The organism is Streptomyces sp. NEAU-W12, assembly GCF_026242095.1.
GTDB lineage: Bacteria > Actinomycetota > Actinomycetes > Streptomycetales > Streptomycetaceae > Streptomyces.
The window spans coordinates 426,401-441,444 of the sequence record NZ_JAPJDM010000001.1; the positions used below are offsets into that span (position 1 = coordinate 426,401).

General features: G+C 71.8%; 11 protein-coding genes. 9 read left to right on the top strand and 2 right to left on the bottom strand.

The annotated features are described in order from the left end of the window. Positions 1 to 965 precede the first annotated feature (965 nt). Together clpB and ORI94_RS01915 are read left to right on the top strand one after the other, a co-directional pair. Complete coding sequence (clpB, locus tag ORI94_RS01910) at positions 966 to 3,563, top strand: ATP-dependent chaperone ClpB (RefSeq protein WP_266071897.1); 2,598 nt, start codon at positions 966 to 968, stop codon at positions 3,561 to 3,563. A gap of 192 nt (positions 3,564 to 3,755) precedes the next feature. Next, positions 3,756 to 4,286 carry a YbjN domain-containing protein gene (locus ORI94_RS01915; protein WP_266071898.1) on the top strand — a complete coding sequence of 177 codons (531 nt, stop codon included), beginning with the start codon at positions 3,756 to 3,758 and terminating at the stop codon, positions 4,284 to 4,286. Positions 4,287 to 4,399: 113 nt separating this feature from the next. Here the strand turns inward: ORI94_RS01915 and ORI94_RS01920 are convergent, their stop codons facing one another. After that, positions 4,400 to 5,578 (bottom strand): serine hydrolase domain-containing protein, encoded by a 1,179-nt coding sequence (locus ORI94_RS01920; RefSeq protein WP_266071899.1) that lies wholly within the window; start codon positions 5,576 to 5,578, stop codon positions 4,400 to 4,402. A gap of 340 nt (positions 5,579 to 5,918) precedes the next feature. On the opposite strand from ORI94_RS01920, the gene ORI94_RS01925 reads away from it, so the two are divergent. Then, positions 5,919 to 6,473, top strand: a complete 555-nt coding sequence (locus ORI94_RS01925) for a Uma2 family endonuclease (RefSeq protein WP_266071900.1) — start codon at positions 5,919 to 5,921, stop codon at positions 6,471 to 6,473. Between the two features lie 103 nt (positions 6,474 to 6,576). On the opposite strand, the gene ORI94_RS01930 is transcribed toward ORI94_RS01925, so the two are convergent. Beyond that, positions 6,577 to 7,770, bottom strand: coding sequence for a pyridoxal phosphate-dependent aminotransferase (locus tag ORI94_RS01930; protein WP_266071901.1), 1,194 nt, complete (start codon positions 7,768 to 7,770; stop codon positions 6,577 to 6,579). A 790-nt stretch (positions 7,771 to 8,560) separates the two neighbouring features. On the opposite strand from ORI94_RS01930, the gene ORI94_RS01935 reads away from it, so the two are divergent. From ORI94_RS01935 to fbaA, 6 genes are all read left to right on the top strand, one after another. Then, a complete protein-coding gene (locus tag ORI94_RS01935; RefSeq protein ID WP_266071902.1) occupies positions 8,561 to 9,079 on the top strand; it encodes a DUF2617 family protein in 519 nt (172 codons plus the stop codon). Between the two features lie 202 nt (positions 9,080 to 9,281). Further along, entirely contained in the window at positions 9,282 to 11,003 is a 1,722-nt protein-coding gene (locus ORI94_RS01940) for a polyamine aminopropyltransferase (RefSeq protein WP_416237750.1), read from the top strand. A gap of 126 nt (positions 11,004 to 11,129) precedes the next feature. Then, on the top strand, positions 11,130 to 12,239 hold the full coding sequence (locus tag ORI94_RS01945) for an SRPBCC domain-containing protein (protein WP_266071903.1): 1,110 nt from the start codon (positions 11,130 to 11,132) through the stop codon (positions 12,237 to 12,239). 83 nt (positions 12,240 to 12,322) lie between these two features. After that, a complete protein-coding gene (locus tag ORI94_RS01950) occupies positions 12,323 to 13,123 on the top strand; it encodes an aldose 1-epimerase (RefSeq protein ID WP_266071904.1) in 801 nt (266 codons plus the stop codon). A gap of 58 nt (positions 13,124 to 13,181) precedes the next feature. Then, positions 13,182 to 13,754: an orotate phosphoribosyltransferase gene (gene pyrE / locus ORI94_RS01955; RefSeq protein WP_042163485.1), complete on the top strand. Its 573-nt coding sequence runs from the start codon at positions 13,182 to 13,184 to the stop codon at positions 13,752 to 13,754. 205 nt (positions 13,755 to 13,959) lie between these two features. Further along, positions 13,960 to 14,991 (top strand): class II fructose-bisphosphate aldolase, encoded by a 1,032-nt coding sequence (fbaA, locus tag ORI94_RS01960; RefSeq protein WP_266071905.1) that lies wholly within the window; start codon positions 13,960 to 13,962, stop codon positions 14,989 to 14,991. Positions 14,992 to 15,044 lie beyond the last annotated feature (53 nt).

Genomic DNA, 15,044 nt, shown 5'->3' on the forward strand with positions numbered 1-15,044 from the left:
CCCGGGGCTCCCCCCGGCTGGGCGCCCACGGTCACCTCACCACGGGGCCGCCACTGCAGTTTTCGGGGACATTTCCGGGTATGGGCAGAGGCCGGTGATGGCCGAAACCGGTTGTTGGGCGGTACGAACCGTCACCGCGGCATCACCCCTGCCCCCTCGCGCCGTGAGTGCGCTCTCCATGGTCTCCCGCGCCGGATCCGGTGCCGGTCGCGCCCGCCCGCGACGCCCTGCCCGCACCTCTACCGCGCGCTTTCGGCCGGTCCGCGCGACGGGCCGTCGCCCCTCCAGTGTCGCCCACGAACCGCGGTTGGCGTCCCCCGTGTGCGGGTCCGTCGCGCGCCTCTCGCGTCGGCCCCGTGCCTTCACGTCGGGCCTGCGCCTTCACGCTTCCTTCGCGCTTGCCTCACCTCATGGCGCCGAGTGCGGTCCTGTCCGCGTCCGCGTCCGTGTCCGACCCGCATCGGCATCGGATCGGCATCGTCTGATCCGTATCGGCATCCGCGTCCGTATCCATGTCCGCGTGCACGGGTGTCGACCGCGCTGGAAGCCGGAAGCCGGGAGTCGGAAGGGGGAAGGGGAAGGCTGGAAGCCGGAAGCCGGGAGTCGGAAGGGGGAAGGGGAAGGCGGGGAGCCGGAAGCCGGAAGCCGGAAGCGGGGAGCCGGAAGCCGGAAGCCGGAAGCCGGAAGCCGGAAGCCGGAAGCGGGGAGCCGGAAGCCGGAAGCCGGAAGCGGGGAGCCGGAAGCCGGAAGCGGGGAGCCGGAAGGGGGAAGGGGAAGGCGGGGAGTCGGAAGCCGGAAGCCGGAAGCCGGGATCGGGGGCCGGAAGCCGGGGTCGGGGGCCGTTCGGGCCTCCCGTCTGCACCTTGAGTGGAATAGACTCAAGTTTGTGTACGCTGGCAGAGTCAGCCAAGCCGAATCAGCCCTGAAGGCCGCTGAACGGTGATCGCAAGGAGGAGAACGCGAACGTGGACGCCGAGCTGACCAACCGGAGCCGGGACGCGATCAACGCAGCCGGCAATCGGGCCCTGACCGGGGGACACCCCGACCTCACCCCTGCCCACCTGCTGCTCGCCCTGCTCGAAGGGCAGGACAACGAGAACATCACCGACCTGCTCGCCGCGGCCGACGCCGACCAGGCCGCCGTACGTTCCGGGGCCGAGCGGGTCCTCGCCGGGCTGCCGAGCGTCGCCGGGTCCACCGTCGCCCCGCCCCAGCCCAACCGTGAGCTGCTCGCCGTCATCGCGGACGCCCAGTCCCGTGCCCGTGACCTGGGCGACGAGTACCTCTCCACCGAGCACCTGCTCCTCGGTATCGCCGCGAAGGGGGGCGCCGCCGGCGAGGTACTGTCCCGGCAGGGCGCCACCGCGAAGAAGCTGCAGGCAGCCTTCCAGCAGACGAGAGGAGCGCGCCGGGTGACGACGGCCGACCCCGAGGGCCAGTACAAGGCCCTGGAGAAGTTCGGGACCGACTTCACCGAGGCCGCCCGGGAGGGCAAGCTCGACCCGGTGATCGGCCGGGACCAGGAGATCCGGCGGGTCGTGCAGGTGCTGTCCCGCCGCACCAAGAACAACCCCGTGCTCATCGGGGAGCCCGGCGTCGGCAAGACCGCCGTCGTCGAGGGCCTCGCGCAGCGGATCGTCAAGGGCGACGTGCCCGAGTCGCTGAAGGACAAGCGACTGGTCGCGCTCGACCTGGGGGCGATGGTCGCCGGAGCCAAGTACCGCGGCGAGTTCGAGGAGCGGCTGAAGACGGTCCTCGCCGAGATCAAGGACTCCGACGGGCAGATCATCACCTTCATCGACGAACTGCACACGGTCGTCGGCGCGGGTGCCGGCGGCGACTCCGCCATGGACGCCGGCAACATGCTCAAGCCGATGCTCGCCCGCGGCGAGCTGCGCATGGTCGGCGCCACCACCCTCGACGAGTACCGCGAGCGGATCGAGAAGGACCCGGCGCTGGAGCGGCGCTTCCAGCAGGTGCTGGTCGCCGAGCCGTCGGTCGAGGACTCCATCGCCATCCTGCGCGGTCTGAAGGGCCGCTACGAGGCCCACCACAAGGTGCAGATCGCCGACAGCGCGCTGGTGGCGGCCGCGACCCTCTCCGACCGCTACATCACCTCCCGCTTCCTGCCCGACAAGGCCATCGACCTCGTCGACGAGGCGGCTTCCCGGCTCCGCATGGAGATCGACTCCTCGCCCGTCGAGATCGACGAACTCCAGCGCGCCGTGGACCGGTTGAAGATGGAGGAGCTGGCGATCGGCAAGGAGACCGACGCCGCCTCCCGTGAGCGCCTGGAGAAGCTGCGCCGCGACCTCGCCGACAAGGAGGAGGAACTGCGCGGCCTCAACGCCCGGTGGGAGAAGGAGAAGCAGTCCCTGAACCGGGTCGGCGAGCTGAAGGAGAAGCTCGACGAACTGCGCGGTCAGGCCGAACGCGCGCAGCGCGAGGGCGACTTCGACACCGCCTCCAAGCTGCTCTACGGCGAGATCCCCGGACTGGAACGCGACCTGGAGGCCGCCTCCGAGGCCGAGGAGGAGGTCGCCAGGGACACCATGGTCAAGGAGGAGGTCGGCTCCGACGACATCGCGGACGTCGTCGCCTCCTGGACCGGCATCCCCGCCGGCCGCCTGCTGGAGGGCGAGACGCAGAAGCTGCTGCGCATGGAGGACGAGCTGGGCAAGCGGCTCATCGGCCAGAGCGAGGCCGTACGGGCGGTCTCCGACGCCGTACGCCGCAGCCGCGCCGGGATCGCGGACCCCGACCGCCCCACCGGCTCCTTCCTCTTCCTCGGCCCCACCGGCGTCGGCAAGACCGAACTGGCCAAGGCACTCGCCGACTTCCTCTTCGACGACGAGCGGGCGATGGTCCGCATCGACATGTCGGAGTACAGCGAGAAGCACAGCGTGGCCCGCCTGGTCGGCGCCCCGCCCGGCTACGTCGGCTACGAGGAGGGCGGCCAGCTCACCGAGTCCGTGCGCCGCCGCCCGTACAGCGTGGTGCTGCTCGACGAGGTGGAGAAGGCGCACCCCGAGGTCTTCGACATCCTGCTCCAGGTGCTCGACGACGGCCGGCTCACCGACGGCCAGGGCCGCACGGTCGACTTCCGCAACACGATCCTGGTCCTCACCTCCAACCTGGGGAGCCAGTTCCTGGTCGACCCGCTGACCACCGAGGAGCAGAAGAAGGAACAGGTCCTGGAAGTGGTCCGGTCCTCCTTCAAGCCGGAGTTCGTCAACCGGCTCGACGACCTGGTCGTCTTCTCCGCGCTCACCATGCCCGAGCTGGAGCGCATCGCCGCACTGCAGCTCGACCGGCTGGGCCGGCGCCTCGCCGAACGCCGGCTTGCCCTGGACATCACCCCCGAGGCGCTGGCCTGGCTGGCGGAGGAGGGCATGGACCCGGCCTACGGCGCCCGCCCGCTGCGCCGCCTGGTGCAGACCGCCATCGGGGACCGGCTCGCCAAGGAGATCCTGTCCGGCGAGATCAAGGACGGCGACACGGTCCGCGTGGACCGCGCCGGCGAGGGCCTCCTGGTGGGCCCGGCCACGGGCAGGACGCTGTAGCACCCCCGGAGGCACGGACGCCACGGTCTCCGTGACCACACCGGACGGCCCGGATGTGATCATGGAGACCGGTGCGTGGGGGCGACCCGTCGGCCAGGCAGGTTGCCCGGCACGTGCCAAGAGAGAGAGGGTGGGACGTACGTCTGGTCCCATCCACGGCCGGACGCCAGACGACCGCAGGAGTGTCCCAGCATGTCCATCGACCCGTCCTCGATTCCCAGCTTCGGGGGCCAGCAGCCGGAGCCGCAGCCCCAGGGCCCCGCCGGCCCCGTCGTCCCGGATCAGGACCTCGTGAAGCAGCTCCTCGACCAGATGGAGCTGAAATACGTCGTCGACGACGAGGGAGACCTCGCGGCGCCGTGGGAGCAGTTCCGTACCTACTTCATGTTCCGCGGGGAGGGCGACCAGCAGATCTTCTCCGTGCGGACCTTCTACGACCGGCCGCACGGGATCGAGGAGAAGCAGCAGCTCCTCGAGTCGATCGACGACTGGAACCGCCGCACCCTGTGGCCCAAGGTCTACACCCACACCCATGACGACGGCACGGTCCGCCTCATCGGCGAGGCCCAGATGCTGATCGGCACGGGCGTCAGCCTGGAGCACTTCGTCTCGTCGACGGTCAGCTGGGTACGGGCCGCGATCGAGTTCGACAAGTGGCTCGTCGAGCAGCTCGGCCTGGAGCAGGAAGTCAACGAGGCGGAGAAGCCCGAGGACGACGCGTAGCCACTCGCCCCCGCCGCGGGCACGAAGGAGCCCGGCCCGGAACCGACCCCAGAGGCCGTCCCGGAGCCGGGCTCCTTCGGTTTCTTCACCGGGCCCACTGCCCGGGATCCTTCTCACGCGGGACGGCAGAGGGCACGGTCGACGAGATCGCGCAGCAGGTTCTCCTGGCGGGCCGCCGTGTCCGGATCTCCCGGACGGCTGTGCACGGAGACGGTGATGCCGCGGCGGCCGTCCGTCGTGGTGGCGGCCCGGACGAGATAACCGAAGCCGCTTCCCCCGTGACCGAGGTAACCGCCACCGCAGGACAAGGGGGTGAAGAACAGCCCCAGACCGCTCCGGGTGCCCCCGGGACGACCACTGTCCTCGGGCATGGGGACGGTGGTCCGCATGGTGGCGAGGGTGGCGGGTTCCAGCAGTCGTCCCCGGGCCAGGGCGGTGAAGAAGCGGTTGAGGTCACGGGCCGTGCCCGTCATTGCTCCGTCGGCCCCGAGGTCGAAGGGACGGTAGGGGATCGTGGTGTCGACCATCGGGCCGTCCGGGGCGAACTGCTGGTGGTTGGCCGCGTGCGGCTGCGGCAGGAGGGGCCGGGGACCGGGGATGTCCGTGTGACGCATCCCGAGAGGACGCAGGATGCGCTCGCGGACCTGCTGCTCCCAGGAGCGGCCGGTGACGCTCTCGATGACCATCCCGGCGAGGACGTAGTTCGTGTTGGAGTACTCCCAGCCCGTTCCCGGAGGGAAGACCGGTTCGTGGCGCATGGCCATGGCGACCAGTTGGTCCGGCCGGTAGGTGTGCCACCGACGGGCGTAGTACGTCTCCACGCTCGGGTCGGGGAACACGTCGGCCGTGTAGTCGTACAGTCCGCTGGTGTGCTGCAGCAGATCGCGGAGTGTGATCGTACGACCGTCGTTGCCGGCGCCGGACACCACCCCGGGCAGTAATCGCTCCACCGTCTGGTCGAGCGCCAGCCGCTTCTCGTCCACCAGTTGCAGCAACACGGTCGCGACGAACGTCTTGGTGACGCTGCCCAGACGCAGATAGCCGTCCTCGGGAACCGGGCGGCCACTGACCAGGTCACCCACACCGGAGCGGGCGGTGGCGGCTCCCCGAGGGGTCTCCAGGCGGACCGAGACCCCCGTGACCCCGGCGTCGCGCAGCGCGTCGGCGCCGTGCTGCAAGAACTGCTCCCCGGGAGAAGGGCGCGGCATGGGGGGCGAGGCCGCCGCGGACGGGGAAACCGCCACGGTCAGCGCCAGAACAGCGGCGGACAACGACAAGCGACGAAGAATCATGGTCCGAAGGTAGGAACACTCCCCTTCCACCGGCCATCCGGACCGCCCCCCCGACCTGTCGGGGGCTTGCAGGATGGACATGCGCCCGAAGGAACCCGAAGGAACCCGAAGGAACCCGAAGGAAGCTGAAGCGTGCTCGCGCGGTCGTTCCTGGGGCCTCGACCACAGTTTCGAGGCCTTCGGCTTCGCGGCGCCCCCTGACGGCTGGTGCGTTCGCGCTGCCGAGCAGCCACGGCCCGCCACCCCGAGCGGGGTCCCCCCGGTCCCGCAGTCGCGCCGTCGGGCTCGGTGACGCGGCGCTGTCCACCGTATCCTGACCCCACACGGGAAGGAGCCGTCCATGAGCGTCGACGCGATCATGCACACCGAGTTCCCCGAGGGGTACACGGTCCTGTTCGGAGCTGACGGAAAAGTGATCATGACTCCGCAAAGCTTCGAGCACTCCAGCACGATCAAGTCGATGCAGTACGACACGGTCGTCTCCCTCGGACGCCACGCGAAGACCGCCTCGGACGTCTGCATCGACTTCCCCGCCGACGAGAACTCCGCCCCCGATCTGGCGATCCTCCGCGAGGATGCCCGCCGGGAGGGCAAGCGCTACAGCTTCGAGGACGTCCTGCTGATCTCCGAGGTCGTCCCGACCTCCTCCGCACGCAAGGACTACGACGACTGCACCGCGAAGTACGGCCGCTACGGCATCCCCGTCTACCTGATCGTGGACCCCTACGCCCAGGAAGTCGTCCTCCACACCCAGCCGACCGCCACCGGTTACATCGCGGCACACACCCACAAGTACGGGACGGGCAAGCTCCCCATCCCCCTGGCCGACGGCCGCACCTTCACCCTCGACCTCGACGAACTCCCGCGCCCGGAGCCCGGGGACGACGCCCGCTGAGAACGGGTGGGGCCGTGGCTGAGAGCGGGTGGTCTTCGCCGGGTGCGGGGGGCGGGTGCGGCAGGCGTCGGGTAAGGCGGTCGCCGGCCCCGTGGAGCGGCGGTCAGCGCGCGAGGGCCTCGCGCAGCCGTTCCGCCGCGGCTGCCAGCACCTCGACGCGTTTGCAGAAGGCGAAGCGGACGTAAGGCGCCCCGGCCTCTTTGTGGTCGTAGAAGGCCGACGTGGGAATGGCGACGACGCCGGCGCGTTCCGGGAGGGCGAGGCAGAAGGCTTCGCCGTCGGTTTCGCCGAGGGGGCGGATGTCGGCGGTGATGAAGTAGGTGCCGGCCGGCCGCAGGACGCCGAAGCCCGCCTCCGTCAGCCCCGTCGCCAGCAGGTCGCGTTTGGCACGCAGGTCCGCGCGGAGCTCGGTGTAGTACGACTCGGGGAGCGCGAGCGCCTCGGCGACCGCGTACTGGAACGGGCCCGCCGAGACGTACGTCAGGTACTGCTTCGCCGAGCGGACCGCCGTGATCAGCTCGGGGGAGGCGGTGACCCAGCCGACCTTCCAGCCCGTGAAGGAGAAGGTCTTGCCGGCGCTCGAGAGGGTGACCGTGCGGTCGCGCATGCCCGGGAAGGTCGACAGGGGGACGTGTTCGGCGTCGTCGTAGACCAGGTGTTCGTACACCTCGTCCGTGACCACCAGCAGGTCGCGCTCCACCGCCAGCGCGGCGATCACCGACAGCTCCTCGCGGGTGAGGACGGTGCCGGTCGGGTTGTGCGGGGTGTTGATCAGCAGCAGGCGGGTGCGGTCGGTGACGGCGTCGCGCAGTGCGTCGAGGTCGAGGTGGAAGCGGCCCTCGCGCGGGCGCAGGGTGACCGGCACGCGAGTGGCGCCCGCCAGTGCGATGCAGGCCGCGTACGAGTCGTAGTACGGCTCCAGGGCGACCACCTCGTCGCCCGGCTCCAGCAGGGCGAGCAGCGACGCGGCGATCGCCTCGGTGGCGCCCGCCGTGACGAGGACCTCCGTGTCGGGGTCGAGGGTCAGGCCGTAGCGGCGCCGCTGGTGCGCGGCGATCGCGGTGCGCAGCTCGGGGACGCCGGGGCCGGGCGGGTACTGGTTGCCGCGGCCGTCCCGCAGGGCCTTCACCGCCGCCTCCCTGACCTCCTCCGGGCCGTCGGCGTCCGGGAAGCCCTGGCCCAGGTTGATGGAGCCGGTGCGCAGGGCCAGGGCGGACATCTCGGCGAAGATCGTGGTCCCGAACTCGGTGAGCCGGCGGTTCAGGAGGGGACGCGCGCTGGAGGTCATGCCGGTCATCCTGCGCCGAACCTCTGGAGTTGCTCAACTCCGGCTTGGGCCGTGCGGGCATCGGGCATCTCCCGTCCACACACGTGAGCGAGGCACCCACGGGGGGTCGCTTCGGGGGAATCACGGGGGACGAAAGGACGGTGACGTCATGGTCATCGGCATCATCCTGACACTGGTCTTCGCCTTGGTCGTCGTGTTCGCGGTGGCGGCGGGACGCCGTCGCCCTGCGGGCCGGCCGCGCCGCGGCGGCAGCGGGGGCAGTGACAGCGGAGGCAGCTGGTGGGCGGGCGGCGGGGCCGTCGCCGCCTCCTGCGGCTCGTCGCACGGTGACGGTGGAGGGAACGGAGGCGGGGGGAGCTTCGGCGGGTCGTCCTGCGGGGGCGGCGGCGGATGCGGTGGGGGCGGCAGCTGACGGAGCCGGTGGGGCAGTCGGGGCAGTCCGCTCCGGGAGGCAGTGGGGTCCGCGCCCGGCGGGCCCCACTGCCGCGTTGCGCGCCGGATGTGCGCCAGAGCGCGCGCCAGGCATACGCCAGGCATACGCCAGGCCCGGCCCTTTGAACAGGTGATCTGAGGAGCCCCCGAGGGGATGGAAACCGCACGAAGTTGGGTAAAAACGCTGTGGCGGCCTCATAGTTCGTGATTCCCTCTCCTTTACCGACGCAGCCCTCGGACTCCCTGCGGACCTCGTCCGACCGGCCGACCGGGCTGGCGGGCCGACCCCTCCGGCGTGACCGGGGTGCGACGGACGCCCGTATCCCCCTTCCCACTCCTTCTCCCTGTGCGCTTGCGGAGCCGATCCATGCTCACGACCCTGACCACCGCCTACACCGACACGCGCGCGGCCGACCTGGCCTGGGCCCTGGGGCGCGATCCGCTGCCCGCGCTGGCCACACTCGACCTCGAACTGACGGGGGCCAAGGTCCAGTTGCGGCTCCTCGGCGCCTCCCACCAGGTGCTGCTGGAGGAGGAGCAGGGGGTCTGTTCGGAGACGGTGGCGTGCATCCCGGGCAGCAGGACGCCCCTCCCCCTGGGCGTCGCCACCCGGGTGGGTGACTGGGAGTACGAGTTCGCCGCCCGCGTGGAGATGCTCTCCCCGGGCTCCTTCGCGGGGCGCGCCCAGGAGTTGCTCGCCCTGGTCTCCGAGCATCCGCACGGTCTCGCGGGCGTGTTTCCCGGGAGCCCGCACGCGTTCACCGCGATGCTCGCCCAGCGTCAGGAGAGCCGGGTCCACTGGCGGACCTGGCACGCCTACCCGCAGGACGGCCAGGTGGTGGCGACCCGGACCAGGGTGGGCGTACGGGTGAAGGCTGCCGTGTGAACGGTGTCGTGCGCGCCGAGTGCGGGGGCGCGTGATGTCGCGCGGTGTCGAACTGTGCGGAACTGCGCCGTGCTGTGTCGCGCCGCACCATATGTGATCTTTTCTGGTCGTCCTGAAAATCGTACTGAAATCGGTCAAGGGTGAATGAGCATCGGGCGTGTGGGTGACGGTTCGCGGCTGAGGCGTAACGTAACGTCGCAGGGTGATCGAACCGCAGGCTCCCGCTCCGCCCGGCTCCACGCAGTCCCCGGACGGGTCGCGCGGCAGTAGCAGCGGCAGGGATGGGGGCGAGGGCGGAAGCGGTGGCGGGGGTGGCGGAGACGGCCCGGGCGGTTCTCTGCGGTTGCCCGTGCAGCCGGGCACCGGGCGGTTCCTGGTGCTCGCGGGGGTGTTCGTCTGCGCGGCCTGCGGACTCGTGTACGAACTCGAACTCGTCGCACTCGCCACGTACCTGATGGGCGACTCGGTCACCCAGGCATCCGTCGTGCTGTCCGTCATGGTCTTCGCCATGGGCATCGGTTCGCTGGGCGCCAAGCGGCTGCGGCGGCACGCGGCGGCCGGTTTCGGAGCCGTCGAGGCCGTCCTCGCCCTGGTCGGCGGGTGCAGCGCGATGGCCCTGTACGCGGTCTTCGCCTGGACCGGCGACTGGGGCGGCCCGTGGGCGCACGGCCCCCCTGTGCTGCTGGTCGTGTTCTCGCTGGCCGTCGGCCTGCTGATCGGGGCCGAGGTACCGCTCCTGATGGAGCTGATCCAGCGGATCCGGCGCCAGGACGCGGGCGGCGCGGTGGCCGACCTGTTCGCCGCGGACTACGTCGGCGCCCTCGTCGGCGGGCTCGCCTTCCCGTTCCTTCTCCTGCCGCTGCTCGGCCAGTTGACGGGGACCCTGATCACCGGCGCGGTCAACACGGTGGTCGGCGGCGCGCTGGTGCTCGGTCTGTTCCGGCAGGATCTCACCCGCCGCGCCCGCCGCCTGCTGATCGTCGGCAACCTCTGCGTGCTGACCGTCCTCGCCTCGGCCACCGTCCTCGTCGACGACTTCGAACGGGCCGCCCGCCGCGCCGTGTACGGCCCGGACGTCCGGGTGGCCCTGCGGACCGACGTACAGGAAGTGGTGCTCACCGGTGACCGGGACGGCCGGTCCCTCGGCCTGTTCCTCGACGGCCGGCTGCGGGCCGGCAGCCGGGACGAACTCCGCTACCACGAGGCCCTGGTGCACCCCGCGATGACCGGCCCGCACGCGCGCGTACTCGTCCTCGGCGGCGGCGACGGGCTGACCGCCCGCGAGGTGCTGCGCCATTCCGGCGCGCGGCGGGTCGACGTCGTCGAACTCGACGCGGGCGTGGTGCGGCTGGCCCGCCACGACCCCGCCCTGTCCGCACTGAACGACCGCGCCCTCGACGACCCGCGCGTACGCGTCACCACCGAGGACGCCTTCGACTGGCTGCGCGGGGCGCCCCCGGCCGCGTACGACGTGGTGGTCTCCGATCTGCCGCACCCGGAGATCACCGCGAGCACCAAGCTGTACTCGCAGGAGTTCTACGGCCTGGCCCGGCGCCTTCTCGCCCCGGGCGGGCGGCTCGTGGTGCACGCCGGGCCGGTGGCGTCCCGGCCCGAGGCGTTCTGGACGGTGGAGTCCACGATCCGCTCGGCCGGCTTCCGCACCGCCCCGTACGGCACGGGCGGCCGACAGGACGGCTCCGCCGCCGGGCCTGGCCGCACCCCGGCGGACACCACCCGCGCCCTGCGCGGCCGGGGCTTCGTCCTCGCCGCCCGTACCGCCCCCGAGCTGCGCCTGGACCCGTCCGGCCCCCGCCCGCGCACCCTCACCGACAGCTCCCTGACCGCCGGCGCGCGGACCGTCGAACGTACCCGCGTCCCCGGTCTCCCCCCGTCGACACTGATCCACCCCCGGTACGCGCGGTGAGCCGGGACCGCTGGACCGGGACCGCTGGACCGTGACCGCTGGGGCAGGCCCACCGGGCCGCGTTCGGTGGTCCTTTCGCGCCGACGGGGATACAGCCCGGCGTTCGCGTGGGTAGGCTCCGCAGTCATGGAGCACGAGGTGTTCGTTCCGGTTCCGGTGGAGCGGCTCAGGGAGGCGCTGGACGATCCCGCACGGGTCGCCCGCGCGGTGCCGGGGCTCCAGCACGAGGCCGATGCCGAGCCGGTCACCGGCCGGCTCAAGGTCCGCATCGGCAGCCACTCCATCACCTACCGGGGAGCCGTCCGGGTGTCCCGGCGGGACGACGGTTCCTACGCCGTCGAGGGCGAGGGAGTCGAGGCGCGCGGCACCGGCGCGGTGAAACTGGGGCTGAGGCTGACCCCGCGGGCCGCGGAGGGCGGTGCCACGCTCACCGTCCACGGCACGGTGACGGCCGGCGGGCGGGTCGCGGAGCTGCCGCCGGACGCGGTGACCTCGGCGGTGGCCCGCCTCCTGAACCGCTTCGCGGCGAATCTGGGGATGTCGACGGGGACAACGGGGGAGACGCCTGTGGGGGAGACATCCGCGGACGGGGAGCCTGCGGGGGAGCCGCCTGTGGGGGAAGCGCCCGCGGGGGAGACGCCCGCGGAGGAAGCGCCCGCGGGGGAGACGCCCGCGGAGGAAGCGCCCGCGGGGGAGACGCCCGCGGAGGGGGAGCCTGCGGGGGAGCCGCCTGTGGGGGAAGCGCCCGCGGGGGGGATGCCCGCGGGGGAAGCGCCCGCAGGGGAGACATCCGCGGAGGAGCCTCCCGCCCCGGAGCCGCCCTCGGCTTCCTCGGCCCCCTCCGTCTTCGACGCGGAGAAGCCCTCTCCGGCCATCGGGCCCGAACTCCGGGACGACGCGGACGACGCGAACGAGACGGCGGAGGAGACAGTGGACGGGGCAGCGGGCCCGGCGGGCGGCGCGGACGGGGCCGATGACTCCGTCGACGCGTACAGGGACAGGGACAGGGACGCGGACGCGGACGAAGACACCGTTGCCGAGGCCGCGCACGCGCGCCGCACCATGATCGGCCGCAGTGCCGAAGAGGTGGACCACGCTCCGCCCCGGGGCCGCTACGCGCCGGTTCCCGGCCCCCAGACCGTCTCCGCCGCCCCCCTGCGCTGGGCCGCCCCGGCCGCGGCCCTGGCGGTGGCCTCGGCGATCGTCGCGGTGCGGGCCCTTCGCAGGCGCCGCTGAAACCCGTGGCCGGGGGGTGGGGCCGGGGGTGGGGCCGGGCCGACCGGCGGAGGAACTCTTGATCGCCCCAGTAGGGTCGTCCCGTGAGTGACGAAGACATCACGCTGACCGCGGGCGACGCGGAGGTGACCGTACGGCCGGGGAACGGCGGGCGGGTCTCAGGGCTGCGGGTCGGGGGCCTCGAGCTGCTGCGGCAGGGCGACCGTTTCGGGTGCTTCCCGATGGTCCCCTGGTGCGGGCGGACCAGGGACGGCCGGTTCCGGGACGGGGCGACCGTCCACCAGCTGCCGTTGAACGCCCCGCCCCACGCCATCCACGGCACCGCCCGTGACGCCGCCTGGCGCACCGCCCGCAAGAGCGCCGACGAGGCCGTGCTCACGTACGACCTCGTGGAGCCGTGGCCGTACCCCGGGAGGGTGACGCAGCAGTTCACGCTCGGCGAGGACGCACTGACGCTGACCATGGCCGTGGAGACGTACGAGTCGTCCTTCCCGGCGCAGATCGGCTGGCACCCCTGGTTCAACCGCACCCTCGGCGGCCCGGACGACGCCCGGGACGTACGCCTCGACTTCACCGCCGCCTGGCAGGAGGAGCGCGGCGACGACCACCTGCCCACCGGCAACCGGACCGAGCTCCGCCCCGGCCCCTGGGACGACTGCTTCGGCATGCCCGACGGGGTCGACGTCACCCTCACCTGGCCGGGACGGCTGGAACTGAAGGTGACCAGCCGTGAGGAGTGGGTGGTGGTCTACGACGAGCAGCGCGAGGCCGTCTGCGTGGAACCGCAGACCGGGCCGCCCAACGGACTGAACACCCACCCGCGCCTGGTCACCCCGCTGGAGCCGCTGGAGGCCACGACCACCTGGACCTGGCGGCGGCTCTAGGGCATGCCCCGCAGTACGCCCTGCGGGGCATGCCCCGGCGCCGTCTACCCTGGCTGCCATGAGTGACGTCAACGGAGCAATGCCGCCGGGCACACGCGGCGCGCTGCTGCAGCAGATCAAGGACAAGGCCGTGGTGCACGGCAAGGTGACCCTCTCCTCGGGGCTCGAGGCCGACTACTACGTCGATCTGCGCCGCGTCACCCTCGACGGGGAGGCCGCCCCGCTCGTCGGCCAGGTGCTGCTGGACCTCACCGCCGAGCTGGACTTCGACGCGGTCGGCGGCCTCACCATGGGCGCGGACCCGGTGGCCGGTGCCATGCTGCACGCCGCGGCGGCGCGCGGGCGGCGGCTGGACGCGTTCGTGGTCCGCAAGGCGGCGAAGGCGCACGGCATGCAGCGGCGGGTCGAGGGCCCGGACATCAGGGGCCGCCGGGTCCTGGTGGTCGAGGACACCTCGACCACCGGTGGCTCCCCGCTCACCGCCGTCGAGGCCGTGCGCGAGGCCGGCGGCGAGGTCGTGGCCGTCGCGACCATCGTCGACCGGGCGACCGGCGCCGCCGAGAAGATCCAGGAGGGCGCCGGGGTGCCGTACCTGTTCGCCTTCGGCAAGGACGAGCTCGGCCTGGACTGACCGGCAGGCCCCACGGGACCGGCGGGCAGGCCCCACGGGACCGGCACTCCGACGTCACCCCGCATAACGACTCGACCGGCGCCGTGGACGGGCGGGGCGAGTCTGGGAAGATGGGCCCGACAACGACGTCGCATCCAAGGTTCCAGGTCAGGGCCGACAGTACGCAGTACGCCAACCCGCACGCGCATGCATAAGGAGCGGACAGATGCCCATCGCAACTCCCGAGGTCTACAACGAGATGCTGGACCGGGCGAAGGCAGGAAAGTTCGCCTACCCGGCCATCAACGTCACCTCGTCCCAGACCCTGCACGCGGCTCTGCGCGGCTTCGCCGAGGCGGAGAGCGACGGCATCGTGCAGATCTCCACGGGCGGCGCCGAGTTCCTGGGCGGTCAGCACAAGAAGGAGATGGTGACCGGATCGGTCGCCCTGGCCGAGTTCGCGCACATCGTCGCCGAGAAGTACGACGTCAACATCGCCCTGCACACGGACCACTGCCCGAAGGACAAGCTCGACGGCTACGTCCGTCCGCTGCTCGCGATCTCGGAGGAGCGCGTCAAGGGCGGCCGCAACCCGCTGTTCCAGTCCCACATGTGGGACGGCTCCGCGGAGACCCTTGCCGACAACCTGGGCATCGCCCAGGAGCTTCTGGAGCGTGCCCGCGCCGCGAAGATCATCCTCGAGGTCGAGATCACCCCGACCGGCGGTGAGGAGGACGGTGTCTCGCACGAGATCAACGACTCCCTCTACACCACGGTCGACGACGCGATCCGCACCGCGGAGGCGCTCGGTCTCGGTGAGAAGGGCCGCTACCTGCTGGCCGCGTCGTTCGGCAACGTGCACGGCGTGTACAAGCCGGGCAACGTCGTCCTGCGTCCGGACCTGCTCAAGGAGCTGAACGAGGGCACCGCCGCCAAGTACGGCAAGCCGGCCGGCTCGCAGCCGTTCGACTTCGTCTTCCACGGCGGCTCGGGCTCCTCGCCGGAGGAGATCCTCACCGCGCTGGAGAACGGCGTCGTGAAGATGAACATCGACACGGACACGCAGTACGCCTTCACGCGTCCGGTCGTCGACCACATGTTCAGGAACTACGACGGCGTCCTGAAGGTCGACGGTGAGGTCGGCTCCAAGAAGACGTACGACCCGCGCACCTGGGGCAAGCTGGCCGAGGCGTCGATGTCCGCCCGTGTCCTGGAGGCCTGCCAGAACCTGCGCTCCACGGGGACGAAGATCAAGTAACTGTTCGTACGCGTGGTCGGGCCCGGCGCCGGTGGTGCCGGGCCCGACCCGTT